This is a genomic window from Hippea sp. KM1 (assembly GCF_000526195.1).
Lineage (GTDB): Bacteria > Campylobacterota_A > Desulfurellia > Desulfurellales > Hippeaceae > Hippea.
Window position 1 is genome coordinate 112,631 of sequence record NZ_JAFP01000001.1, and the last position, 25,529, is coordinate 138,159.

The 25,529-nt window shown below is 41.8% G+C and carries 26 protein-coding genes; 11 read left to right on the forward strand and 15 right to left on the reverse strand.

From position 1 onward, the window contains the following. Positions 1-32 precede the first annotated feature (32 nt). The 9 genes from D891_RS0100565 to D891_RS0100600 all read right to left on the reverse strand — a co-directional run bounded on the left by D891_RS0100565 (position 33) and on the right by D891_RS0100600 (position 6,881). A complete protein-coding gene (locus tag D891_RS0100565; RefSeq protein WP_025209105.1) occupies positions 33-866 on the reverse strand; it encodes a hypothetical protein in 834 nt (277 codons plus the stop codon). Then, positions 867-1,721, reverse strand: coding sequence for a hypothetical protein (locus D891_RS0100570; RefSeq protein ID WP_198014761.1), 855 nt, complete (start codon positions 1,719-1,721; stop codon positions 867-869). Continuing rightward, a complete protein-coding gene (locus tag D891_RS0100575; RefSeq protein ID WP_025209107.1) occupies positions 1,705-2,211 on the reverse strand; it encodes a hypothetical protein in 507 nt (168 codons plus the stop codon). The genes D891_RS0100570 and D891_RS0100575 overlap by 17 nt, the downstream gene beginning before the upstream one ends. A gap of 35 nt (positions 2,212-2,246) precedes the next feature. Continuing rightward, a complete protein-coding gene (locus tag D891_RS0100580; RefSeq protein WP_025209108.1) occupies positions 2,247-3,023 on the reverse strand; it encodes a GTPase domain-containing protein in 777 nt (258 codons plus the stop codon). A 304-nt stretch (positions 3,024-3,327) separates the two neighbouring features. After that, on the reverse strand, positions 3,328-3,552 hold the full coding sequence (locus D891_RS0100585; protein ID WP_025209109.1) for a type II toxin-antitoxin system HicA family toxin: 225 nt from the start codon (positions 3,550-3,552) through the stop codon (positions 3,328-3,330). Further along, the gene (locus D891_RS0100590; RefSeq protein ID WP_025209110.1) at positions 3,549-3,761 is read right to left on the reverse strand and encodes a type II toxin-antitoxin system HicB family antitoxin; all 213 of its coding nucleotides are present in this window, start codon (positions 3,759-3,761) and stop codon (positions 3,549-3,551) included. The genes D891_RS0100585 and D891_RS0100590 overlap by 4 nt, the downstream gene beginning before the upstream one ends. Before the next feature lie 112 nt (positions 3,762-3,873). Continuing rightward, positions 3,874-4,263, reverse strand: a complete 390-nt coding sequence (locus D891_RS0100595) for an HVO_A0114 family putative DNA-binding protein (protein ID WP_025209111.1) — start codon at positions 4,261-4,263, stop codon at positions 3,874-3,876. Next, positions 4,260-4,442 carry a toxin-antitoxin system TumE family protein gene (locus D891_RS10075; protein ID WP_442905299.1) on the reverse strand — a complete coding sequence of 61 codons (183 nt, stop codon included), beginning with the start codon at positions 4,440-4,442 and terminating at the stop codon, positions 4,260-4,262. The genes D891_RS0100595 and D891_RS10075 overlap by 4 nt, the downstream gene beginning before the upstream one ends. 174 nt (positions 4,443-4,616) lie before the next feature. Then, positions 4,617-6,881: a methyl-accepting chemotaxis protein gene (locus D891_RS0100600; protein WP_025209112.1), complete on the reverse strand. Its 2,265-nt coding sequence runs from the start codon at positions 6,879-6,881 to the stop codon at positions 4,617-4,619. A gap of 417 nt (positions 6,882-7,298) precedes the next feature. Here D891_RS0100600 and D891_RS0100605 point away from each other — a divergent pair, with 417 nt between their 5' ends. The 3 genes from D891_RS0100605 (at position 7,299) to D891_RS0100620 (ending at position 10,831) form a co-directional block, all read left to right on the forward strand. After that, positions 7,299-8,402: an IS256 family transposase gene (locus D891_RS0100605; protein ID WP_025209016.1), complete on the forward strand. Its 1,104-nt coding sequence runs from the start codon at positions 7,299-7,301 to the stop codon at positions 8,400-8,402. 135 nt (positions 8,403-8,537) lie between these two features. Further along, a complete protein-coding gene (locus D891_RS0100615; RefSeq protein WP_025209113.1) occupies positions 8,538-9,719 on the forward strand; it encodes an aminotransferase class I/II-fold pyridoxal phosphate-dependent enzyme in 1,182 nt (393 codons plus the stop codon). Then, positions 9,716-10,831, forward strand: a complete 1,116-nt coding sequence (locus D891_RS0100620; protein ID WP_025209114.1) for a hypothetical protein — start codon at positions 9,716-9,718, stop codon at positions 10,829-10,831. The genes D891_RS0100615 and D891_RS0100620 overlap by 4 nt, the downstream gene beginning before the upstream one ends. Before the next feature lie 14 nt (positions 10,832-10,845). Here D891_RS0100620 and D891_RS0100625 read toward each other — a convergent pair whose 3' ends face one another. From D891_RS0100625 to D891_RS0100645, 5 genes are all read right to left on the reverse strand, one after another. After that, positions 10,846-11,736: a proline dehydrogenase family protein gene (locus tag D891_RS0100625; protein WP_025209115.1), complete on the reverse strand. Its 891-nt coding sequence runs from the start codon at positions 11,734-11,736 to the stop codon at positions 10,846-10,848. A gap of 3 nt (positions 11,737-11,739) precedes the next feature. Beyond that, on the reverse strand, positions 11,740-13,374 hold the full coding sequence (pruA, locus tag D891_RS0100630) for an L-glutamate gamma-semialdehyde dehydrogenase (RefSeq protein WP_025209116.1): 1,635 nt from the start codon (positions 13,372-13,374) through the stop codon (positions 11,740-11,742). A gap of 89 nt (positions 13,375-13,463) precedes the next feature. Continuing rightward, positions 13,464-14,048 (reverse strand): hypothetical protein, encoded by a 585-nt coding sequence (locus D891_RS0100635; protein WP_025209117.1) that lies wholly within the window; start codon positions 14,046-14,048, stop codon positions 13,464-13,466. Next, positions 14,030-14,944, reverse strand: a complete 915-nt coding sequence (locus tag D891_RS0100640) for a DNA polymerase III subunit delta (RefSeq protein ID WP_025209118.1) — start codon at positions 14,942-14,944, stop codon at positions 14,030-14,032. Before D891_RS0100640 ends, D891_RS0100635 begins: the two co-directional genes overlap by 19 nt. Then, on the reverse strand, positions 14,910-16,559 hold the full coding sequence (locus D891_RS0100645) for a CTP synthase (RefSeq protein WP_025209119.1): 1,650 nt from the start codon (positions 16,557-16,559) through the stop codon (positions 14,910-14,912). Before D891_RS0100645 ends, D891_RS0100640 begins: the two co-directional genes overlap by 35 nt. Positions 16,560-16,761: 202 nt before the next feature. Here D891_RS0100645 and rpsO point away from each other — a divergent pair, with 202 nt between their 5' ends. The 8 genes from rpsO to aroQ are packed head-to-tail and all read left to right on the forward strand — an operon-like array spanning position 16,762 to position 24,428. Continuing rightward, positions 16,762-17,031 carry a 30S ribosomal protein S15 gene (rpsO, locus tag D891_RS0100650; RefSeq protein WP_025209120.1) on the forward strand — a complete coding sequence of 90 codons (270 nt, stop codon included), beginning with the start codon at positions 16,762-16,764 and terminating at the stop codon, positions 17,029-17,031. A 4-nt stretch (positions 17,032-17,035) separates the two neighbouring features. Then, positions 17,036-19,147: a polyribonucleotide nucleotidyltransferase gene (gene pnp / locus D891_RS0100655; protein ID WP_025209121.1), complete on the forward strand. Its 2,112-nt coding sequence runs from the start codon at positions 17,036-17,038 to the stop codon at positions 19,145-19,147. Further along, positions 19,128-20,324 (forward strand): M16 family metallopeptidase, encoded by a 1,197-nt coding sequence (locus tag D891_RS0100660; RefSeq protein ID WP_025209122.1) that lies wholly within the window; start codon positions 19,128-19,130, stop codon positions 20,322-20,324. The genes pnp and D891_RS0100660 overlap by 20 nt, the downstream gene beginning before the upstream one ends. Before the next feature lie 10 nt (positions 20,325-20,334). Beyond that, positions 20,335-21,462 (forward strand): pyridoxal-phosphate-dependent aminotransferase family protein, encoded by a 1,128-nt coding sequence (locus tag D891_RS0100665; RefSeq protein WP_029951858.1) that lies wholly within the window; start codon positions 20,335-20,337, stop codon positions 21,460-21,462. Continuing rightward, positions 21,455-22,384, forward strand: coding sequence for an ATP phosphoribosyltransferase regulatory subunit (locus D891_RS0100670; protein ID WP_025209124.1), 930 nt, complete (start codon positions 21,455-21,457; stop codon positions 22,382-22,384). The genes D891_RS0100665 and D891_RS0100670 overlap by 8 nt, the downstream gene beginning before the upstream one ends. Further along, complete coding sequence (locus D891_RS0100675; RefSeq protein ID WP_025209125.1) at positions 22,381-23,646, forward strand: adenylosuccinate synthase; 1,266 nt, start codon at positions 22,381-22,383, stop codon at positions 23,644-23,646. Before D891_RS0100670 ends, D891_RS0100675 begins: the two co-directional genes overlap by 4 nt. A gap of 3 nt (positions 23,647-23,649) precedes the next feature. Further along, entirely contained in the window at positions 23,650-23,985 is a 336-nt protein-coding gene (locus D891_RS0100680) for a histidine triad nucleotide-binding protein (RefSeq protein WP_025209126.1), read from the forward strand. After that, positions 23,982-24,428 (forward strand): type II 3-dehydroquinate dehydratase, encoded by a 447-nt coding sequence (gene aroQ, locus D891_RS0100685; RefSeq protein ID WP_025209127.1) that lies wholly within the window; start codon positions 23,982-23,984, stop codon positions 24,426-24,428. The genes D891_RS0100680 and aroQ overlap by 4 nt, the downstream gene beginning before the upstream one ends. On the opposite strand, the gene D891_RS0100690 is transcribed toward aroQ, so the two are convergent. Continuing rightward, complete coding sequence (locus D891_RS0100690) at positions 24,397-25,494, reverse strand: formylglycine-generating enzyme family protein (RefSeq protein WP_025209128.1); 1,098 nt, start codon at positions 25,492-25,494, stop codon at positions 24,397-24,399. The two genes, aroQ and D891_RS0100690, sit on opposite strands and share 32 nt — an antisense overlap. Positions 25,495-25,529 lie beyond the last annotated feature (35 nt).

The window sequence follows — 25,529 nt, forward strand, 5'->3', positions numbered from 1 at the left end:
TTTATTGCTTAAAATTTAGATTGTTTATTTTTTTACCTCCTTGAGGCAGCAAGTAGTTTGTTAGCATGTGCCCTGTAGTAGACAGAGGCGATGTAAGATGATTGAAAAATAATGGCGTATATTGCTCCATAAGAGCGAAAATTATAATAAAAGGAGGGGAATATAATTAGTGAAATTACACATATAAACAATAATACTATTAATAATATTGCTGCAAACTGATCTTTTGATATAAATATTTGCAATAAATGAATTAAAAAAACATAAATCAGAATGTACACAACCAACATGCTTGCACTACCAAAAAAGGACAACCCTAACGCCAAATACATCTCAAATCCGAATCCAGCAAGCATTCTGCTCATTGAAAAATGTAATTCTGAGATCCAAAAAGATGTTTCTTTATCATTATTAAAGTCAGAATAGTAAATCCATTGGTTTGTTTCAGGAGTAATTAATTCTATAGTGCTATCTTTTACGGTTTTCTTTTGCTCTTTTTCGTTTGATACCTCGATTGTTTCTTTGATGGGATTATATTTAAATAGGATATTAACAGGTATTTCCCCAATGAAACTCACCACCTCACCAATCAATATTGCCAGCGTAATATATATTAGCCAGTATATATCACCTGATGGGCTGGAATTGCTATAAATAGGGGTTTTGGCGCCATAGTGCATATTAATATTGTGGAGCGCATGATTAACAACCGTGCAGTTATCTATATTTTGGCAAATAATAGGCAACTGTAGGCTTATTGTGTCATTAAAAACATAATTCAAAATCACAAAAGCTATAACACCTATTGGAAAGTTAAAAAGAATCCTATATAGAGGCGTTTTTAGTAAATTAGAAAGGTCTTTCATTTAAAATTCAACCTTTAGCTTGACTAATACTTTGTCTATTTCAGAGCTTTTTTGCACAAAATTGAAATAGAACTCACCCCTTGTTCCAAGTAAAAGTTCTGTGGCCTTTTTTGCGATAGTTTTGCCAAATAAACTTACTTTTAATCCGCCGGATATGGTTTTTTTAGCTTCACTATACAGATCAATAACAATTTCTTTGCTTTTGTAAAGTCCAGCAGATTCAATAAAGTCTGCTATAATAGGATCGTCCAATAGGTTGGATCTCTTTGCTATTTCTTTTGCTTTCTCTATATTTGGGTTTCTTTTCATAAACTCACATCTTATTTGAATGCTTTTTCTGAAATTCTCTAAGAACTCATACTCAAGATTCGCATCGATTTTAGAGCTTTTTTCGACTTTTTCAGCGTTTGTTTTGTTGTCAGCACTTTTATTTTTGTCTAATCCCAAATTTAGAGAGAAGCTACTCTCACCCGTTTTAATATTTGTACTTACAACTTCAACTCTCTGGGCTCCCAAGAATCCTATAATTTGCGTTATGGCGTTATATTTTAATATCATACTTCTCATGGGAAAATTGCTTATCTCATAAAATGCTCCATCAATACTGTTTAATGCAAAAACGCTGTAAACTTCTAAATTGTCTCTAAAAGATTTCAAAAAATCCTCTGGTATTTCAGCTGGAACTGGATAATAGAGTATGCCAATTTCGTCATTAGAAACCAAAGAGTTATTTTCCTTAATAGCTTTGTAAAAATCAACTTTCTTTGTTGTTATTATAGTTTTAAATGGATGGTTGTAGTTGTTTCTGCTTATAAGCATTAAGGTTTCCTCCTTTTCTTTATCTTTTAATGCCAAAAATCGAAGTAAAAAATGCTGCAATAGCGTCAAAAATTTTTCTTAAGAAATTTCCAATGTTTTTTTTTAGTCTTGTCAATAAAGCCTTTTTGCTTATTAATTTAATTAGATAATTTTTAAGAATCCCTATTAAAAAATTAATATTTATAGGAATATTTCTTCTTTTAGAAAAATTCTCTATAATATTTATTATCTTATCTATAGTGTTTTCCAAACCACAAGTTTTGTAATTTTCTTCAATATCTTTCAAAGAAAAAACGCAAATTAAAGGAATTGTCCGATTTATATGATCCTTTACTTCTGTTGGTATTTTAAGAATAATGTAATTTTTGTTGCTATAAAGAGTGGCTTTTGTATCTCTATAAATCACTTTTCCTTCTTGGGCTATATTTATAGAGATTTCTTTGTATTTACTTTTCAAATTCTCATTATTCGATTCTACAATTATAGAATTAGTTTTTATATCTTCTGTTTCAAGTATATAATTCAATTTTATCCTACCCTCAACATAAATTTATTGCTTTTTTAATTTTCTTTTAATTTTACCATTATATTAAGAATTCTACAGACTAGTTCCTCACTGTTCGTTTTATCCTTTAAACTGCCTATTATCGGTGGTGATACTAAATTGTTTTTCCCCATGGTTAATAAAACCCTTTGAATAACAGGATTTTTAGATACTTCATAAGATAAATTTTTCCTATTGTAATCCTTTATTTCTTTTATTAACAAATCCTCATGCGTACCAATGAGTAAAACTTTCTTGCCTTTTACTTTATCTTCAATAAAATCCATATCTCCATCAATGTTTTGAGTGTATTCTTTGTAATTTTTGTATACTTTATATACATCGAACAAGTAAAACAAGTAATCATATTTGAGAGAACTTAAAGCTTCATAGGTTTTATCCGATACAGATAAATCACCATCAACATAAGCGGTTCCTGGTGTGTCAATAAATTCTTTTATTCGAAAATTTAATTCTTTTAGTTTTAACACATTTTTATTTGGTTTATATCCTTCTATTATCCGAGTTTTTTCATGTGCATTATAAGTAATTTCTCCAGTGGCTAAAAATCTAGCCAAAGTTGTTTTTCCGCTTTCGCTGGGTCCATATATCAAGATACTTTCCTTTTTGAGTAATTTTTCAATTTCATTTGAGAGAGCAAAAGGAAACAATGCATACTCAAGTAACTTAAGTGGATCGTTGACTATACTTTTATAAAGCTCCCTGAGCACAAAATATATATCATCAATCAACCCTTCTATCCATTCTTCCAAGGTATTCCCAAACCATCCCATTCTAAACCTCCCCTAACGATTTCTCAATTAATTGCCTTCACAACTTATTTTCCCCAAATAATACAAATTTAATGATCTATGTCAAGCAGAAAAGCTAACCATAATATAATTTGTTAAATATATAATAATATATATAGCAGCAAGAAAATTGATTGCTAATAATATTAAAAACGGTCAAAAAATGGCATTTTGTTCTAAAACACCCCCCTTTTTGCACCTTGCAGGTGGGAAAAATCGTTTTTGCTTGATATATATTCGATACTTGTTGACGATATAATAAATTTATAGGTTTTAGGGTTGTATTTTAAAGTAAGTTTTTAAACTCTTCTACAGTTAGGCCTGTTTCTTTTATTATTTTTCTCAGTGTTCCTTTTGCTATCTCACTATGGTCTGGAACAACAATACGCCTGTGAGGATAAGCTATCTGACGCAAAACCATATGGCTGCCCTTTTGTCTGTCCTTTACATATCCAATTTTTGATAAGGCTGCCGCAAGTTCACGCCCTGATATCCTTGGAAGATTACTCATCCTGCAACTTCTACGACTTCTTCGTCTATTGATGGAGGGATGGGTTCATTATGTTCTTTAAGACTCTCAAGATAAACATCAATTGCCTCTTTGATGTTTGTCAAGGCTTCCTGTCTCGTTTTTCCCTGAGAGATACAGCCAGGAAGAGATGGAACTTCAGCTATAAACATTCCATCTTCATCTTGTTCTATGATAACTCTGTATTTCATTTTGACCTCCGAAACCTATTTTCTTAGATAATACTATAGTTGTCTTTTATGTCAATTTTTTATCCTACCTTCCCCCTTTTTTTGCACCTCTTAGGTGGGAAAAATCGGAATATCAGGCTATCTTCTCATCCAAATCTATCTCAATCATTATTCTATCGTATTCTATGACGGGCTTTGTTCTTTCTTTGTCTGTCTTGCTTTTCTTTAACTCTAAAAGCCCGAGTTCAGAAAGGAGCTTCACATCCTCATTGACATTTTTCAAATCCCTGTTCACTATCTTTGAGAGCTCGTATATCGATTTTGGTTTGTGCTTGGCTATTGCTTTAAGGAGTTCAATCCTTTTGGTTGTTAAGACGCTCCTTAAAGCATTTAAACTTTCAAAATACAAAGCCTCTTTTCTCTCTACTTCTTCACCTTTTTCTATTTTCTTCCAGTAATCCTTGAACTCATTTAAGCTGTCTTCAGTTGATTTTATCCCTATTTTTATGTTCTTTACTCTCATAACTCACCTCTTTTGTGTTTTTTTATATCGTTGAGAAAATCCCTGATGAGTTTATCCACACTTTCAAATTTATACTTGATTTCCTTCTCGAAATAGTGCTTATGGTCGCCCTTCTTTTCATAGTTGTCATATCCGACAACCCTTTTGCCGTTTTCTATGTAAACGAGAGAATATTTAATTCCGTAAGGTTCTGTTTTTGTCGATAGTTTTTGTTCTTAATAAGGTTTCAGCTTTCATATTAGGTATTCTATACCATATACTCTAAAAGTCAAGCGCACTTGAATAAATAGGTGAAAGAATTAGCATCTTAGGGCAAGGCTTGCCAGCCCTTCTGAAGGGCTGGCAGAAGTGGATTAGACTTTAAATCTGTTTATGAGTTTTCCTACATTATCCGCTATGGCGTTTAATTCATCTGCGGCTTTTGAGACATTTTCTATAACCTTGGTATTCTCCTCTGTGGCCTTTTTTATCTCTTGCATCTGCATGTTTATCTCAGCCACGGTGGAAGAGAGTTCCTCTGTTGCTGCGGAGGTAGAGTTTACTTCATTTATGACATCGTTTGTTTTCGATACAACATTTTCTATAGTATCCTTATCCGTTTTTGCTCTCTCACTTTCCTCCAATATCACGCTGGCTGTCTTTTCTGTTTTTTCCACTGCCTCGGTTGTGTATTTTTGCATTTTATTAATAGTGCCTTTTATCTCCTCGGTTGCCCTCTGGGTTCTCTCTGCTAACTTTCTAACCTCATCGGCAACAACGGCAAAGCCCCGTCCTGCCTCACCAGCCCTTGCCGCTTCAATGGCAGCATTCAGCGCAAGCAGGTTGGTCTGGTCTGCTATTTCGTTAATTACATTAACGATTTGCCCTATTTCCTTGGAAGCCTCTCCAACCGTATTTATTTGCTCTATTGCATCCTTTGCAAGTTGTGCGTTTTCTTGCATTCTTTTAACCCTATCTTCTATGTCTTGCAGTAATTTTTCATTAATCTCGCTTACATCCGTTGCCAGTATATTGATATTCTCAGAAGATCTTGCAACGCCATCTATAGCTTGAGCCACGCTTTCTATAGCCGTTGCTACTTCCTGGGTGTTATTGTTTACCTGCTGGGAGGCAGCAGACATTTCGGCTGATGCAGAGGATAGGTTGTGCGATTCAGACTCTAAAAGTTTTGTCTTGTCTTTTATTTCTTTGATCATGTGCTGTGTTTTTTCTATGAATTTGTTAAACCATGCAGCAAGCCTGCCAAACTCATCATCTGTGTTTATGTCTATTCGTCTGGTTAGATCTCCTTCGCCTTGCACCAGGTCTTTTACGGCATCTTCAAATTTTTCTAACCTTAACACAATCATCTTCTTAACAAAAACCAATGAGGCAACTATGAATACAATTGCTATCAATATTGCTATAAATACGGTTGACATTAATGTTTTCTTGACATCTGCCAATGCCTCTGATTTGTCGATTTCTCCTATTATTGCCCATCTTTTATCGTATACCTTTAGGGGCGCATATACGCTTAAAACGGGGGTGCCCCTGTAATCTTTTATTATCCATCCGCCACTCTTTCCAGCCAGCGCCTGTCTGACAGAAGGCGTATCTATTTTGAACACGCCTATTGTGGTTTTTAGTTTTTTAACCAAAGGGTTGTTTATGGTGTTTATGAATCTGCTATCGTTCCTCATTTTTTTATCTGGCCCAACTAAATAAACTTCACCGGTTTGGCCAAGACCCACCTCTTTGTAGTGTCCATTGAAACTCATAATTTTGTTAATCTCACCCACGGGGAATTGGAAAGCAAGAACACCTATTTTTCTATTGTCTCTAAAGATTGGTGTTGCAATAAAGGCAGCCGGCACATTATAACTTGGCATGTATGGCTTGAAGTCTTCAAAAGCTATTTGACCCTTGCTTAGATTTAGAGCTTTTTTATATGCCTTTGCCAAACCAGAGTTGGCGTAAGGGCCGTTTATTAAATTTGTTGCAAAATCTTTTTCTTTAAAATCCGTATAAACCACATACCCTTTGTTGTCTATCAAAAATATGTCGTATAAACCGAATTTTTCTAAAAGCTTATTGAAGGTTGGATGATACATCCTATGAATGCCGGAGTAAGTGGATATGTCGTTGCTTGCAATTAGTTTATTTTTTTGCCCAACGGGGTATTTATTCTTGACAATATAGAGGTATTGGGCAATGATGCCCTCCGTTGATTTTGGGAGATAGTATTCTGTTGGCTTTCTTGGGCTAACGCCAGGAATGTCGTAATTTACCCTATTTAAATAGTATTTGTTGTAATGCTCAATTAAAGCCTGTTTCGCCTGGTTTATATTTATGGCAACATCTGCAGAGAGGTTGTGAAACGAGTTGCTTAAAAGGGCAACCCCCTCAATGGCTGTCCTGCTTTCAGCTGTTGAGGTAATTAAGGCCTTGATGTCGTTGAAATACTTATCAAGCCCATCTTTCTTGGCGGCTACAACGGATTGCAGCTGGTCGAATCTGGCACTGGATAGCGAATTGGAGAACTTAACTTGTGTAAAGGCAACTATAAGTGCGCTGACAAAAATCAAAGAAAGCACAGCCAGCAGAGAAATCTTTGCTCCAACGCTTTTTAGATTCATCTCCTAACTCCTCCTTGCTTTTACTTTTTACTAAACAACCTCGTCCTTTACAAGCTTTCCTGAGAAAGACTTGTAAAATATTAAGTGTAATCGTAAACTATAATATAGAAGAATTCAAGTTAAATTTTAAATATATTTTCAAAAGTAAAATTAATTTTTATATCTGATGTTTAATATATCTCATGTCAGTGCTCCACCAATACCCCTTTTCTTGCACCTCGTAGGTGGAAAAAAGGTAATAATTATGTTTGGCGTTATGCTTATTTTCTTGTTATTTTGTTAATTATTTCATTAGTGCTTTGATGTTTTCGAGTGTTGTTTTGGTAGTGTAAAATTACTTGTGTCACCCTTTGAAGGGAGAGGGGTTATATGTTATAACCCCTCTTTGACACTAACCCTTCAAAGGAGGAAAAACACATGTATGATTTGATTTTTACACAATTGAAGGAAGAATTCAAGTCAATGATTGAAAGGATCATGAAAGAGGAAAGAGACAGGTATCTGGAAGAGAACAAATCAACAAGGGCAAATGGATATTACACAAGGTCACCAAAAACAATATTAGGTCAGATGGAGCTTTCCATCCCCAGAACAAGGGACGGCAAGTTCAAAAGCGATGTATTGCCTGAGAGAAAGAGGGTGATGTTTCTCCTTGATGACATAATAAGGGCAATGTTCGTGTCTGGAGTCTCATCAAGGAAGGCAGGCAAGGTTTTAGAAAATCTCATTGGATGTTCCATATCATCCCAGTTTGCAAGCTATATTTCCGACATACCAAAAGAGGTCATAGAGGAGTTCAAAAACAGAAGGTTGGATGATGAGTATCCAGTCCTATACATAGATGCAACATACCTGCCTCTGAAGAGGGACAGTGTAGAAAAAGAGGCAGTTTATGCTGTTCTGGGATTGAGATACGACGGCAGAAGAAACATACTTGCATACTTCCTACCTGGAGGCAATGAGAATACACAGATGTGGAGAGAGATATTTGAGGACCTAAAATCAAGGGGACTAAAGAATGTCAGAATGATAATCAGCGATGATCTAAAAGGGCTCTCAAGATCAATAGAGGAGGCATTCCCCAAAGCAAAGCATCAGCTATGCTGGTTTCATCTGAAGAAGAACATAAAAAGCAAGGTGAGAAAGAGACACTGGGATGAGATGCTGAAAGAGCTAAACCAGATAATGGAGGCTAAGACCCAAGAGGAGGCAGAACTCTTGATGAATGAGTTCATCGACAAATGGAGTAGGCTCTATAAATCCCTAAACAGCCTAAAAAGTAAAGTCAAGAACTATACACACTTCTCAAACCTCAATGAAAAGATAAAGGTATACTTTTCAACAACAAACTGGATGGAGAGGTGTTTCAAGGAATTAAAGGATTCTTTAAGAATTAGGGGTTATCTCCATTCTGAGGACAGTGCTGAAAAGTTCCTTTACCTTTTCTTCAAAGATAAGGATGAGAAGTATTCATCAAGAAAGCTCAGATACTCTGAATACCTGATGGAGGCTTTTGGATAGATGGGGAAACTAAGTGAACCAAACAGGAAGAGGGGTGACACAAAAAAGTTGACATTGCCGTTGTTTTGGCTCGTTGCTTGACAAAAAAACAGTTTTGTTATAAAAAGTTAAATCATTTTGCAAGGGGAGTGAAGAATGGACCTTTTTGATAAATGTTATAACTTTAAGGAAGCTCAAGAGATTAGACAGCTTGGCCTTTATCCTTACTTTCAGCCCATCTCCTCAGAACAGGATACAGAGGTTATAATAAACGGAAGAAGAATATTAATGCTTGGTTCTAATAGCTATCTTGGTCTTACCGTTCATCCCAAGGTTAAAAAAGCCGCAATAGACGCCATAGAGAAATACGGAACGGGCTGTGCAGGCTCAAGGTTTTTGAACGGAACGCTTGATATACACGAAGAGCTTGAGGAGAGGCTTGCGGCCTTTGTGAATAAGGATGATGCGCTTCTGTTCAGCACGGGCTTTCAGGCCAATCTTGGTGCAATAGCCGGTCTGGTTGGCAAGGGTGAGTATGTTATCCTGGATAAATCAGACCATGCAAGCATAGTGGACGGCTCAAGGCTTTCCTATGGAGAGGTGAAAAGGTTTATTCACAACGACATGAACTCCTTAAAGAAGGTGCTGGAATCCATCGATAGGGATGCTGGCAAGCTCATTGTTGTTGATGGTGTCTATAGCATGGACGGCGATATAGCCAACCTGCCCGAGATGGTTAAGCTAAAGAAGCAATACAACGCTCGGTTGATGGTTGATGATGCCCACTCCTTTGGTGTTTTGGGTAAAAATGGGCGAGGCACGGCCAACCACTTCGGTCTTGAGGATGAGGTTGACATCATCATGGGCACTTTCAGCAAATCGTTTGCCTCGTTGGGTGGTTTTATAGCTGCAGATAAGGAGGTTATAGATTACCTAAGGCACTTTGCAAGGAGCGTTATTTTCTCTGCAAGCATAACGCCTGCATCAACAGCTGCTGTTTTAGCGGCTTTGGATATAATGGAAAACGAGCCTGAATTGATAGACAAACTGTGGGCCAATACGGAGAGGATGAGAAAGGGTGTTGTGGAGATGGGTTATGACATAGGCACAAGCTGCACGCCCATAATTCCGCTTATTGTGGGCGATAATGAGACCGTGCTGAAGATGAGAAGAATGCTCTTTGACGAGGGGCTTTTTGTTAACCCGGTCTTATCCCCTGCCGTTCCGCCGAATAAGGCTTTGATTAGATTGAGTCTGATGGCAACGCACACCTTTGAGCAGATAGATTTTGCTTTGGACAAGCTCAACAAGGTGGGTAAAGTTTTAGGGGTTATATGATTAGCGTAACCGAAAGCGAGGATTTAGAGCTATTTCTGGATTTTCCCGCTAAAATCATCTATAAAGGAGACCCATTTTATGTTCAGCAGCTTTTGAATGAGGAGAAAAAACTCTTAAACGAAAAAGACAACCCCTTCTATAAAAACGCAAAGAGGAAGTTGTTTATAGCATACAAAGACAAAAAACCAGCAGGAAGGATTGCTGCCATCGTAAACCATAGACACAACAAGACGCACAACGATAAGGTGGGTTTTTTTGGCTTTTTTGAATCGATTGATGATTTAGGTGTTGCTAAGGGTTTGTTTGAGGCTGCCGAGGATTACCTATCAAAAGAGGGCTTGAATCGTATAAGGGGGCCTGTAAGCCCATCCATGAACGATGTTAGCGGGTTGTTGATTGGTGGTTTTTTTGCCCCGCCGGTTTTTATGATGCCGTATAACAAGGCCTATTACAGCGATTTAATTGAAAAGAGCGGCTTTAAGAAGGTAAAGGATCTGTTTGCCTTCTACCTTTCTGTGAGCAACGAGCCCAAGGAGAAGCTAAAAAGGCTTGCTCTGTATGCCAAGGAGAAGTTTTCTATACAGTTGAGATATTTTTCTAAGAAAAACTTTGAAAACGACCTTAAGGTTATACACAGGCTTTATTGTGAGGCGTGGAAGGATAACTGGGGTTTTGTGCCGCCCACATTTGAGGAGTTTTATTACGGCACCAAGGATTTTAAGAGTATGGTGCCTGAGGAGTTAATAATCATAGCCCAGAAGGACGGGCAGCCGTGCGGATTTTCTGCCATTATACCGGATTTTAATCAGGCCCTTAAGGGTATGGGCGGCAGGATTACGCCGTTTAACGCCTTAAAGCTGCTCTATAGGATGAAAAGGATAGACAATTACAGGCTCATAACCTTAGGCGTGCTGCCTGAATGCAGGAAGCTTGGCGTTGACCTTCTGTTGTATGTTAAAAGCTTTGAGGTGGTAAAAAGAAGAGGTGGTAAGGGAGGAGAGCTCTCCTGGACGCTTGAGGACAACGATGCTATAAACAAGCCCATTCTAAAGATGGGTGCTGAGCATTACAAGACCTATCGCATATACGAAAAGGGTATAACCCCGCACTGAGGCGGGGCTTTTTTCTATTTTAAATACCCCTCGATGGCCGATTTTATGATGTTGGGGTTTTCCTTAAGTCTTCTTATGGAATATGGCAACCAATCCCTTCCAAACGGCACATAAACCCTCAGGCGATGACCCCTGCTGAGTATTATCTGTCTTAACTCCTCATCGACGCCCAACAGCATCTGGAATTCGTATTCATCCCTCTTTAGGCCATATTCCCTTATGAGCCTTTCTGCATGGAATACCAAATATTCATCGTGGGTTGCTATGCCCACATAGGCCTTCTTCTTAAACAGCGTCTCCAGGCAATAGATGAAGTTATCCCTGACTATGTCTTTTTCCTGATACGCTATCTTCCTGGGCTCTATGTAAATACCTTTACAGAGCCTGAAGTTCAGCCTGCCGTCAGACAGTCTTTCTATGTCGTCTATCGTGCGCCTCATGTAAGCCTGAAGCACCGTGCCTATGTTGAATTCGTCCCTGTAGTTTCTGTAGATTTCCAGGGTGTCATCCGTGCAGCTTGAATCCTCCATATCGATCCTGACAAAGATGCCCAACTCTTTGGCCCTTTTGAATATCTTTTCTATGTTGTCGAGGCAGAGGGCCTTAGAGAGGTTAAGGCCCATCTGCGTAAGTTTGAGCGAGAGGTTTGCATCGAGTTGGTGGCTATCTATGGCTTCCAAGACCTTTATGGCTAAATCCCTGAAGTGCTCCGTCTCTTCCTTGTTTGATACGAATTCGCCCAACACATCTATTGTGGTCATGGCCCCCTGGGCGTTTAGCTGTTTTGTGACCCTTACTGCATCCTCTAAATTGGGGCCTGCGATATAGCGCTTGGCGAATACGGCTATTGTGGATGGCGGAACCTTATCTATGAACATACTTACGCTTTTGTTAAAAAGCGACATTTTTTACTCCTCTTTCATAAATGGATATTCAAAGCTTTCAGGTGCAACAAAGTTTTCCTTTATAGCCCTTGGGGTAATCCACCTTAAGAGGTTCAAGTGGCTTCCAGCCTTGTCGTTTGTTCCGCTTGCCCTTGCACCGCCGAATGGCTGCTGACCAACAACCGCTCCTGTGGGCTTGTCGTTGATGTAGAAGTTGCCTGCGCTGCCCTCCAATATGTCTAAGGCCACCCTTGTGGCATCCCTATCCTCTGAGAAGATGGCGCCTGTCAATCCGTATGGGCTTGTCTGATCGCAGAGATGGAGTGTCTCAACATACTTATCATCGTCGTATGGGTAAATCGTTACAACAGGTCCGAAGATCTCCTCCTCCATCGTCTTGAAGTGCGGATTCTCTGTGTAAATGATTGTAGGCTCAACGAACCAGCCCTTCGAATCATCGTATCCGCCGCCCTTGATGATCTCGGCATCCGAGGCGCTCCTTGCATACTCTATATAGTTGACGATCTTTTTGTAAGCCTCTTCGTCGATTACGGCATTCATGAAGTTGGTGAAATCCTCAGGAGAGCCCATCTTTATCTTGTCTATCTCTTTGAATAGGTCGTCTTTGATCTCATTCCACATGGATCTTGGCAGATAAACCCTCGATACGGCGGAGCATTTCTGACCCTGATACTCGTATGCGCCCCTTATGATGGCTGTGATGAGCTTCTTTGTGTTTGCCGATTTGTGGGCGAATATATAATCCTTACCGCCTGTCTCGCCGACTATCCTTGGATATGCCTTGTATTTGGGCAGGTTCTCTGCCATCATCTTCCACATCCTGTTAAATGTGTCAACGCTGCCTGTGAAGTGGATGCCTGCAAAATACTCAGAGGAGAATACGATATTACCCACAACGGAGCCCTTGGATGGTATGAAGTTTATAACGCCGTCTGGCAATCCTGCCTCCTGAAGTATCTTCATGAAGATGTATGGTGCATAAACAGAGCTTGAGGCCGGTTTCCACAGAACGACATTACCCATCATGGCTGGTGCTGTTGGCAGGTTGCCTGAGATGGATACGAAGTTAAATGGAGGAACGGCGAATATAAAGCCCTCAAGGGGTCTATACTGCATTATGTTCCATGTGCCCCTGGGTGAATAGAGCGGCTGCTCCTCATAGATCTTCTGCATGTAATAGAGGTTGAATCTTAGAAAATCTGTAAGCTCGCAGGCTGAGTCTATCTCTGCCTGGAATATATTTTTACTCAAAGAGAGCATCGTTGCGGCGTTTATAAGGTATCTGTATTTACCGCTTAGAAGCTCTGCAGCCTTTAGGAATATTGCTGCCCTGTCAACCCAGTCGTACTCCCTCCACTTCTTGGAGGCCTCCATAGCGGCCTCGATGGCCATTTTTATCTCTTTTTCGCCTGCAACATGATAGACACCAAGCACCGAGCTTTTATCGTGGGGCTCGACGATCTCCTTTGTGTTGCCCGTTTTGATTTCTTCTCCACCAATGATTATGGGTATCTCTATCTGCTGAGATTTTATTTCCCTGATGGCTTCCTTTAGCTTCTCCCTCTCTTCAGTTCCCGGTGCATAAGAATATACCGGCTCGTTGGTTGGTAATGGAACCCTTGCGATTGTGTTGCGCATGGCACACCTCCTTTGGTTTGTTTTCTTTTTAAAAAACTTTCACTATTATGAACATAACCCAAATTTATGAATAAATCAAGTTTAAAATTTTAAACAAGCGAGGATGTATAAGAAATCATGAACATATCATTGGGCAAAAGGGATACATCCGTTGTCAGGCTGAACTGCAAAGAGTCCGAGGGTATAATGTTTAGATGTGCCTTTTCTTTAAATATAAAACCCAGATACATGTCCTTTGGTTTGTTGATTAGTAAAAGATCCTCTGCCTCGATTGATTGTTTTTCTATATTAAACTCTTCCTTTCCAACCATAAATATGCTCAGGTTTTGTGGTTCTATGTTGAGTTGTGTGCAATACGATAGCTTTACCGCCGAAGAAGAGATTAAGTATATATCGACAATTAGCCTTATGTGGTCTATGCTGTATACCTTCTTGATAAGGCCAAAGTGGGTTTGATATTCAAAGGTTATGGAGGTGGTTGTCGAAGTCAAATAATACGGTTTTACGGGTTTTGAGTCGATCAGGTCGACACAGGAGGGTTTGTTTAAAAGGCTTATCTGTTTTGTCTTGATGAGCCACTCCTCCATGGCGGCCGATTCCGGATTTATTTTTATTTCGAAAGCGTCGTTGTATAGAAGGTAAAAGCCGTCTTTTTCTAAAACCCCTGCGCCCATAACATCAACCTCGCCTTTATTATTGTTTCTGTTGATTCCTCCGATGAGCTTTTCAATATCTTGTCTATCTCATAGAGGGATTTTACAAGCTTTAAGAGGTTGTTTTTGCCGATCCTTTTGCACAGCTGTTTATAATTGGATGGATAGTAAACCCGTAAATGCTCCTTTAGGCAGTTGTCACTCAAATAGCAGCTTGCGATAATCTTTGTGATTTCAGAGGAGAATATGTGAATAAAAAGCTGTGGAGGCATCTGGGATAGTATCTCATCCAGCCGTTCTGTTATCTGTTGCAGGCTGCCCTTTCTTGTTAGGTCTATAATCTCCTTGATGTCTATGTTTGATGTGATTTTCAGGCACGCCTTCACATCGTCTGCCTCTATTTTTTGTTTATTCAGGCTTAGAAGCAGTATCTCATCGAGCGTGTTTTTCAGCATAGCGGTGCTTTTTCCCTCGAATGCGGCCGTTAGCAGTTCTATTGCTTCATTCGATATATCCTTTTTTGCTTTTGATACGACCCCCTTGATAAACGAGGCTATCTCTGACCTTTTAGGTGGCTCGAATTTTACCGTGTATTCGTCTTCCTTTTTGCATGACTCAACATCCAGTATCAATATATTGAAATGAGGGGGTTTGATGGTGTTTTTTTTAGGCTCAAAACCCAGAAGGCAGTGGAATAAGGTCGGTTTTTTCTCAAACAGAGAGCCCGATAATGCCCTTGCGTTGGCCTCCTTTAGCTCTTCTTCTGTTTCTATTGCTATCCTTTTTACAGTGGCATTCTTTGTTTTGGCTATCCTCTTTACATAGAGGTTTTTTAAGAAATAGTCCTCACCGCAAAATATGTATAGATTTGAGACCTTGCCGCTATTGATGGCTGTCTTTAGCTGTCTTTGATTCATAGCTCTTTTCCACAAACGCCTTGATTACAGGGTGTGGCTTTAGTGGTCTTGATTTAAACTCCGGATGGAACTGCACGCCGATAAAGAACGGGTGGTCTTTCAACTCGATTATCTCCACGAATTCGCCATCCGGACTTTCACCACTTATTGTTAGTCCATGTTGAGAGAGTATGTCCCTGTATGCGTTATTGAACTCATACCTATGTCTGTGCCTTTCGGATATGTTCTTTTTCTTATATATATTCCATGCCAGCGTTCCTGTTTTTATCTGACACGGATATGCGCCCAATCTCATCGTGCCACCCTTGTCGGATGTCTCATCCCTTTCTATGATCTGACCTTCCTTTTCCCATTTTGTTGCAAGGTGTATAACCTTATGTTCTGCCTCTTTGTCAAATTCAGACGAATGGGCTCCTTTTAGGCCTGCCACATGTCTGGCAAACTCGACAACGGCCGTCTGCATACCCAGGCAGATGCCCAAAAACGGTATCTTGTTTTCCCTTGCATACCTTACGGCCTTTATCTTGCCCTCGATTCCCCTTGAGCCAAATCCGCCAGGCACCAGGATGCCGTCCACATCGGCCAACAGATTCTCCAGCGCCCCTTCCTCTTCTAAATCCTCCGCCTCTATCCATTTTAGGTTGACCTTTATGTTCATGCTGGCGCCTGCATGTATAAACGATTCTATCAGGCTCTTGTATGACTCCTTTAGGCCGACATACTTGCCCACAAAGGCTATTGTTGTGCTGTCTTTGGGTTTTTTTATGGAGTTTACCATCTCCTTCCATTCGTCTAAATCGTCCTCTTTGTTTGTCTCGATACCTAATTTCTCTATGATGAGTCTATCAAGCCCCTCCTCTTTGAATTTTAGGGGAATCTCATAGACCGTGCTGACATCGACGGCGTTTATAACAGCCCTCTTTTCCACATTGCAGAACATCGCTATCTTCTCTTTTGATTCGTTGTTTAGCCTTTTTTCACTCCTGCAGACGATGATGTCGGGCGATATACCGAGTGATTGAAGCTCCTTTACACTGTGCTGCGTGGGTTTGGTTTTTAGCTCACCCGCTGTTTTTATGTAAGGCACGAGGGTTAGGTGTATGTAAAGGCAGTTTTGCCTGCCGACATCGTATCCCATCTGGCGTATCGCCTCAAGGAAGGGCAGACCCTCTATATCGCCTATCGTTCCGCCGATTTCCACTATCAATACATCCTTATCCTTGCCTGCCTCTTTTATTCTCCTTTTTATCTCGTTTGTTATGTGGGGTATAACCTGAACGGTCTTACCCAAATAATCGCCCCTGCGTTCCTTTGTTATGACGGTAAAATAGACCTGCCCGGTGGTGAAGTTGTTTTTTTTGGAAAGCGTTAGGTTGGTGAATCTTTCGTAATGGCCCAAGTCTAAATCGGTCTCTGCCCCATCGTCTAACACATAGACCTCACCGTGCTGATACGGATTCATTGTGCCTGGGTCGACATTTATGTATGGGTCTATCTTTACTATGGAGACCTTAAGACCGTAAGATAGAAGCAAAAAACCCAACGATGCGCTTGTTATGCCCTTTCCCAGGGATGAAACAACGCCGCCCGTTATAAATATGTATTTCTTTGCCATAAAAACTCCCCTTACATTTTTTTACCGTAGTTTAGTATAGAACATGACTTTGTCGTTGGGCAAGAAAAAAAGCTAAAAATTCGGCGGTTGATTTTTTTGCCTGATACTGGTATTTTGTTTGCTGGTTTGGATTATAAAAAACTTTACAAAGACAGGCCTTTTGTATAATATAAGCGTGGAAAATTTTTGGAAGGAGAGGAGTATGGCGTTAGACAAACAACAGAAGCAGGAGATAATCAAGAAATTTGGAGCCAATGAGAACGATACGGGTTCCCCTGCTGTTCAGATAGCCCTGTTGACGGCAAGGATAAAATACCTGACGGAGCACTTCAAGGAGCATCCAAAGGACTTCCACTCAAGAAGGGGATTGTTGAAGCTCGTTGGCAGAAGAAGGAAGCTGCTTAAGTATCTGAGGAATTACAATTTCGAAGAGTATAAGAAGGTCGTTACAGAACTTGGTCTAAAGGGCTAAGCCTATGACCATTGTCGAAAGAACCATAAATGGAAAGAAACTTTCAATAGAGACGGGGTGGTATGCAAAACAGGCCGATGGTGCCTGTGTGGTTAGGATGGGCGATACCATGGTGCTTGCCACCGCCGTATCGTCAAAGGAGCCACCCAAGGAGTTTTTGGACTTCTTGCCGTTGACTGTCAATTATCAGGAGCGATTCTATGCAGCCGGCAAGATTCCAGGCGGTTTTGTGAAAAGGGAGGGTAAACCCTCTGTGCATGAGACGCTTGTCTCAAGACTGATAGACCGCTCCATCAGGCCTTTGTTTCCCAAGGATTACAAACAAGAGATACAGGTGATAGTCACAACGATAAGCGCAGATCAGGAAAACGACCCGGCCGTTATCAGTATCCTGGCTGCAAGTTGCGCTTTGTGCCTGTCTGATATACCGTTCTTGGGGCCTGTTGCCGGTGTTAGGGTCTCCAAGATAGACAATAGATTCGATGTGTTTGCTTCATTGAAGGATTTAGAGGCCTCCAGGCTCAACCTGGTTTTGGCAGGAACAAAAGATGCCATCAATATGATTGAGGCAGGGGCGGTGGAGCTTGATGAGGACGAGATGGTTGAGGCCATCATGTTCGGCAAGAAGCATCTGGATGCCCTGCTTGATGCACAGGAGGAGATCATACAAAAGGCGGCAAAGCCCAAAAGGGAGTACATACCCATCGATGTTTCTGAGCAGATAGTCAACAAGATCGAGGAGCTTGCAGCAGATGAGTTGATGGAGGCTGTAAACATAAAGGAGAAGAAAAAGAGGAATTCAACGATAGAGGCGATCTTCAACAATGTGAAAGAGAAGGTTGTATCAGAATTTGAGGATGAGGAATTCATCGAGGAAAAGACGGCCGCAGCCTTTGAGGATGTTGTTAAAAACATCGTTAGAACCAAGATCATAAACACAGGAACAAGAATAGACGGAAGGGGTCTGGATGAGATAAGGCCTATCACCTGCGAGGTGGGTGTTTTACCCAGGGCTCACGGTTCTGCGGTCTTCACCAGGGGTGAAACGCAGGCTCTGGTTGCAACGACGCTTGGCTCAAGGGAGGATGCCCAGATTATAGACGATGTATCAGAAGAGGGCTATGAGAGGTTTATGCTCCATTACAACTTCCTGCCGTTCTCAACGGGTGAGGTTAAGCGTTTAGGCCCTCCTGGCAGGAGGGAGATAGGCCACGGCAATCTGGCAAAGAGGGCTATAGAGCCTGTGTTGCCCAGTGAGGATGAATTCCCCTACGCCATAAGGGTGGTTTCGGATATCCTCGAATCCAACGGTTCAAGCTCCATGGCCACGGTTTGTGGTTCGACGCTCTCGTTGATGGATGCCGGTGTTCCTATCAAGAAGCCCGTAAGCGGTGTTGCCATGGGCTTGATAAAATACGAAGGCGGGTATGTGATACTTACAGACATCCTGGGCGATGAGGACCATTACGGCGATATGGACTTCAAGGTTGCAGGCACAAAGGACGGCATAACGGCCCTACAGATGGATATAAAGATAACCGGCGTTGATGCTGCCCTGCTTAAGGAGGCCCTGCAGAGGGCAAAAGAGGCAAGGCTGTTTATTCTGAATAAGATGCTTGCCGTTTTGGATAGTCCAAGACCATCCATATCTAAGTATGCGCCACAGATCAGAACCTTGAACATAGATCCAGAGAAGATAAAAGACCTTATTGGCCCTGGCGGCAAGACGATAAAATCGATCATAGAGAGAACCAATGTTAAGATAGATATAAATCCCGATGGCAAGATCAATGTTTACGGCACGATGGATTCTAAGCTCGATGAGGCGATGGAGATAATAAAGGAGATAACGACCACCATCAAAGAGGGCGACATAGTTGAGGGTGTTGTGACGAGGATTGAGAAATACGGCGCCTTCATAAAGCTTCTGCCCAACAAGGAAGGGCTGCTGCACATCTCTCAGATCTCCAACGATAGAATCTCAAACATTTACGATGTTTTGCGCATAGGCGATAGGGTAAAGGTTAAGGTTACAAACATAGACGAGCTTGGCAGAATAGCCTTAAGCAGAAAGATTCTTTTGAACGAAAATCCTGATGAAGATAAAAAGAATTAAGAAAGACACAAAGAGCGCCTCGGTGGGTATATTTGTGCCTGCCGGGAGTGCCTTTGAGAATGAAAAAGAGAGGGGTCTTGCCCATTTTATTGAACATATGCTCTTTAAGGGCACAAAGAGACGAAGCTATAAGGAGATAGCGGCCGATATAGATAAGCTGGGGGGCGTTATAAACGCCTTTACATCCACTGAGTATACGGGTTTTTATATAAAGGTGTTGAAGGACTATATACCGATGGCCTTCGATGTGCTTGCCGACATAATTACCAACTCCGTTATAGATGCAGTGGAGCTTGAAAAGGAGAAGGGTGTAATAATAGAGGAAATCAACATGACCAACGACAACCCCGACGATGCTGTTTATGAGGCGTTTTTGGAAAACGCCATACCCACAAGCTTCGGCAAGCCCATTTTAGGCACAAAGGAGCATATACTCTCATACACCAGGGAGGATTTGCTTAGGTTTTTGGGTAAGTTTTACAGGCCTGAGGAGATGATAATCTCGGCCGTCGGCGGTGATGTGGATAGGTTTGATTTTGATGTTGGCGATAGGTTCTTCTTTGATGAGTATGTCCAGCCCAGGCCAGAGGTGGAGTTGAGGTTTGAATTTAAAAGCGGTGTTGATGTTATCGAAAGGGATATAGCCCAGGCCAATGTTGTGATGGGGTGTGAACTGTTTAGTGTTTATGATGATAGAAAGTATGCCGCTTCGCTTCTAAACAGCAGCTTCGGTGCCACAATGAGCTCAAGGCTGTTTCAGTCGATAAGGGAGGAGAAATCGTTGTGCTATAGCATCTATTCCTCTGTGAAGCTTTACAGCAAGGGCGGGATGTTTCTGATATTTGCTGCAACCTCCAACGACAGGGCTCAACACCTCATCGATGCGATTAGATACGAGCTTGAAAAGCTAAAGAAGGACGGACTGACCAAAGAGGAGCTTGAGAACGCAAAGACCAACTTCAACGGCGGCTATGCCTTATCGCTTGAATCCTCCTATTCCGTTATGGTAAAACAGGCCATAGATACGATTCTATACGGCGATTATGTCAGTGAGGATTACATCATGGACAGGATCAACAAGGTGAGCTTAGATGATATTCAACAGGTAATAGACTTAATAGATCTGAATAGGTTTCATATAACCTGCCTCGGTAATGTAAAATCCATAAACTGGTAGGAGTATAGCTATGAAAAGACATCTCTTGACGCCCGGGCCTACTCCGGTGCCTGAGGATATAGCGCTAACTATGGCAAGACCCATAATCCACCACAGGACTAAAGAGTTTAAGCAGGTGTTTGCAGAAACAATAGAGCTTGCAAAACCCATATTCCAGACGAGAAACGATGTGGTTGTGTTTGCCTCAAGCGGCTCAGGCGCCATGGAAGCGGCCGTTTCAAATGTCTTGAACGAAAATGAGAAGGCTATAACGGTAAATGCCGGTAAGTTTGGCGAGAGGTGGACAAAGCTTGTAAGGGCCTTTGGCGCTAATCCGATTGAGTTAACCTATGAATACGGCGATTATGCAAAGCCTGAGGATATAAAGAAGGCCTTGGATGACAACGGCGATGTAAAGGCCGTCTATATACAGGCATCGGAGACCTCAACAGCCACATACCATCCTATAGATGAGATAGGCCTGATGTTGAAGGAGTATTACCCCGATGTTTTGTTTGTTGTGGACGGTATAACGGCATACGGCGCCATCGATGTAAAGACCGATGAGTGGGGCATAGACATAGCCATAACAGGCTCTCAAAAGGCGTTGATGCTGCCGCCCGGTTTATCCCTGCTTGCCGTTTCGGATAAGGCCAAAGAGAAGATAAAGAAGACAAAGAACAGGTATTACTATTTTGACATATTGGGCGAAATCGAGGCCGGTGCGGGCAAGTTTACACCGGCGGTTAGCCTTGTTATGGGTTTGAATGCCGCATTTAAGAGATTGCTTGATGAGGGGCTTGAGAATGTCTTTAGAAGGCATGCGCTCTTGGCAAAAGCAACGCAGGAGGCCTGCAGGGCCCTGGGTTTGAGGCTTTTGTCTAAAAGGCCTGCAAACTCATTAACGGCTATATATGCGCCGGATGGCATAGATTCATCAAAGATTATAAGCGTTATGAGGGATTACGGCGTTGAGATATCAAACGGCCAGGGGCATCTGAAGGGTAAGATATTCAGGATTGCCCATCTTGGATACTTTGACAAGGCAGATATACTCATGGGTATATCGACGCTTGAGATAGCCCTAAAGAGGCTTGGCGTGGATGCGGCATTTGGTGAGGGTATAAAGAGGGCTATGGAGATATTTGCCGATGAATAGGATTCCATCAGGCGTTGTTCAGTTTTTTGAGCCTTTAACCTCTATAAGAAGGAAAGCGGAGAATACAATAATTGAGTTTTTTAAGTCGAAGGGGTATGAGGAGATAATAACCCCGACCTTTGTCTATGAGGATAGCGTAAGTGAGTTTTTGTTTGAACCGCTGAAGAACAAGCTGTTTAAAATAGTCGATAAAAACAGCGGCCAGACGATGATCTTAAGGGCCGACATAACCCTGCAGATAACGCAGGCGGTTTTACTGGGTGATTTCAAGATGCCGGCAAGGCTCTGCTATGCCCAGAATGTTTACAGGGATATAAAGGAGCATTTGGGCAAGAAGAGGGAGTTTAAGCAGATAGGCGTTGAGCTGTTTGGTATAAAGGAGCTCGATGCCGATTTTGAGGTTGTCAGCCTGGCTATAGATAGCCTATCCTTGATGGGTATTGAGGGGTTGTATGTCAGGGTTTCAGATACTTACATAATAGAGAACCTTATAGGTGAGTTTGGCTTAAGCGGCGATAGGGCCGATAGACTAAGAGAGCTTGTATTTTTAAAAAACATCTCCCATATAAAGAAAGAGGGGTTTGATAGCGCCTTGATTGAGAGGATTGAGAAGCTTAACTCCCTAAGCGGTATGGATATAGACAGGCTTGCTGATAGCGGGTTTGATGCTGCCGATCTGTCGCTGAGGATAAAGGAGAAATACCGCAATGTAGGTGTTTTCTGCGATCTGTTTTACTGTGAATACCCGCTGTATCACCACGGTATAACCTTTGAGATATTTGCAGAGAACAAAAAACTTGCAGTTGGCGGCAGATACGGTAATATAACAAAGAAGCTTGGTAAATACATACCTGCCACCGGGTTTGCCATAGATTTGAATGAGTTGAGTTATTTTTTGTATGAGAAGGAGAATTCCAGATGAACAGGTTGGTTATAGGTAGCCAGTGGGGTGATGAAGGCAAGGGTAAGATTGTTGATATATTGACAGAAGAGGCCGATTTGGTTGTCAGGTATCAGGGTGGAAGCAATGCAGGCCATACGGTTTGTGTTGGCGATAAGAAGTTTATTTTGCATTTAATACCCTCAGGCATTTTGAGGGAGGATAAGATCTGCGTTATAGGAAACGGCGTTGTTATAGACCCGAAGAGCTTTGTTGAGGAGAAGGCGACGCTTGAGGGGTTGGGCATAAGGGTGGATGAGAGGTTGATGATAAGCGAGAAGGCACATCTTGTCATGCCTTACCATAAGGAGTTTGACGCAAGGAAAGAGGCTATCTTGGGTGAGAACAAGATAGGCACGACGAAAAGGGGAATAGGGCCTGCATACACCGATAAGCACGCAAGGATTGGCATAAGGGTTTGCGACCTCCTCCTGCCAGATGTCTTGAAGGAGAAGATAGAGGCCAATGTTAAAGAGATAAACAGGCTTTGTGAGCTGTATTCCATAGAACCGTTTGATGCTAAAGCCATATACGATGAGTATTTGGGCTATGCCGAAAAGCTTAAGCCCCACATCCGCAATACCGTCTATTATCTAAACGGGGCATACAGAAACGGCAGGAGTATACTCTTTGAAAGTGCTCAGGGCTCTATGTTGGATGTGGATTTTGGCACATACCCATTTGTAACCTCCTCAAATCCGACCGTTGGAGGGGCATTCATCGGCACGGGCCTGCCGTTTAAGGCCTTGGATAGTGTTATGGCGGTTGTTAAGGCGTATACAACAAGGGTAGGAAATGGCCCATTCCCAACTGAGCTGACCGATGAGATTGGTCAAAGAATCAGGGATAACGGCGCAGAATACGGTGCGACGACGGGCAGGCCAAGAAGGTGCGGCTGGCTGGATTTGATAGTGGTGAAGTATGCCGTTATGATTAACGGTGTGGATGAGCTGGCCTTAACAAAGCTGGATGTGCTTGACGGTATGGATGAGATCAAGGTCTGCGTTGGTTATGAGTATGAGGGCAGAAGGATCGGCTTTATTCCGTCCCAGCTTGAGGAGTTTGCAAAATGCAAGCCCGTCTATAAGAGCTTTAAGGGGTGGGATAATACAAAGGGCATAGAAAGATACGAGGATCTGCCAGAAAACGCCAGAAGGTATATAGAGTTCATAGAAAAGACCGTAGGGGCGAAATTCAAAATAATATCCACCGGTGCAAAAAGGGAAGAGACGATCAGGAGGTAATTTATGTGTGTATTTTGCAAGATTGTAAATGGAGAGTTGCCGTGCCAGAAGGTTTATGAGGATGAGAATTATTTGGCCTTTAAGGATATTAATCCGAAGGCGCCTGTTCATATACTCATTATCCCCAAGCAGCACATAGAATACCTCTCAGACATAGATGACTCCAATAAACATATAATTGGCGATATGGCCGTTATAGCCAACAAGATTGCAAAGGAGTTGGGTATAGATAAAAGCGGCTATAGGGTTTTGATAAATAACGGTCCAGACTCAGGCCAGGAGGTATTCCACATTCACATGCATCTGCTTGGCGGTAAGAAGATGGCCTTTACCGTATGAGGATAGCGGTGATAAACGGCCCAAATCTCAATATGCTGGGCCAAAGGGAACCACATATATACGGGACTAAAACCCTCGATGATTTGAAAAATATGGTTGAGGATAAAGCGAGGGTTTTGGGTGTTGAGGTTGGATTTTTTCAATCCAACTTTGAGGGCGAGCTGATAGAACACATACACGCATTAAAAGGCAAGTCTGACGGTTTTCTGTTTAACCCTGCAGCATTTAGCCACTATTCAATAGCCTTAAGGGATGCTGTTTTGGCTGTAGGGTTGCCTTTTGTTGAGGTTCATATATCGAACATCTTTGAAAGAGAGCCGTTTAGGCATAAATCCTATTTTAGCGATATAGCCCTGGGTGTTATATCTGGGTTTGGTTTTGATGGTTATCTGTATGCCCTCGACTGGCTTGTTAGGGTTCTAAGACGAGGCGAAACCCGATAAAATCGTCCCTTAAGCCGGGCAGGTAGTTGCTCCGTGCCGATAGCCTGTTGTATCTGTAGGCCGTTAGCCAGTTTCCCCCTCTTATGACCTTGGCCAGGGATATATACGGATTTAGATAGACCGGGTCTTTGGCGTTTTTCATGTATTTATAAGCCTCTGCATAGTAGGTGTCATAACACCACTCCGCCGCATTTCCTATCATATCGTATAGACCGAATGAGTTGGGCAGAAAGCTGCCCACAGGGGCTGTTCCTATGTAGCCGTCCTTGCATGGGAAGTGAACCTTTGATGTTTTGTATCTTTTTAGCTTCTCAAATGCCGTTTCATCGTAAACATTGGCGTATTTGCATGCTTGTTTTGCATCATCCCAGTATGTATCCCTCTTTAGGCCGCCCCTTGCTGCGTATTCCCATTCTGCCTCCGTTGGCAATCTGTAAACCTCGCCGGTTTTTGTATAGAGCCATTTTATAAACTTTTGTATCTCATCCCACGATACATTTACCACCGGTTGGTTGGGCTTACTCAAATCGTATAGCTTGCCACCGCCGCTGTCGTGTTTTGGGTCGAACATGTTGTATTGCCTGTTGGTTACCTCGTATTGCCCTATAAAGAAGCCGCTTAAGCAGACCTTATGGGGTGGCTTTTCGTCTTTTTGCGCCCACTTATCGTGCGGGTTTGCGCCCATTTCGAAGCATCCGCCGGGTATATAGACAAACTTCATGCCCAGGGGGTTTGTGTAATGCGTTGGTCTAACCAGCAAGGACCACTTTGCGTCCTTTGGCAGGCCGTTTGGAAAATCCTTGAACACATCCCAGTATATGCGCTTATTTGGGCCTGGAGGCGTTAGACCTATATCGCCCTCAAGGTGGAGGTTTCTGGTTGTATAGATGCGGTTTTTTACCCTTATTTGCAATCCGACAACGGCCTCTTGATTGGGGTTTCCGTCTAAGTCGTAGTAGAAGACTAAATAGTTGCCGTCCCTTTTTACCTGTGGGTTTGAATAACCAACCCCGAAGGCTTTTATGGATATTATGAGTATGGTGCCTATTATTAAAACAAACCTCATCTTACCCATTTTATACTCGGCAATGTCAACTTTTT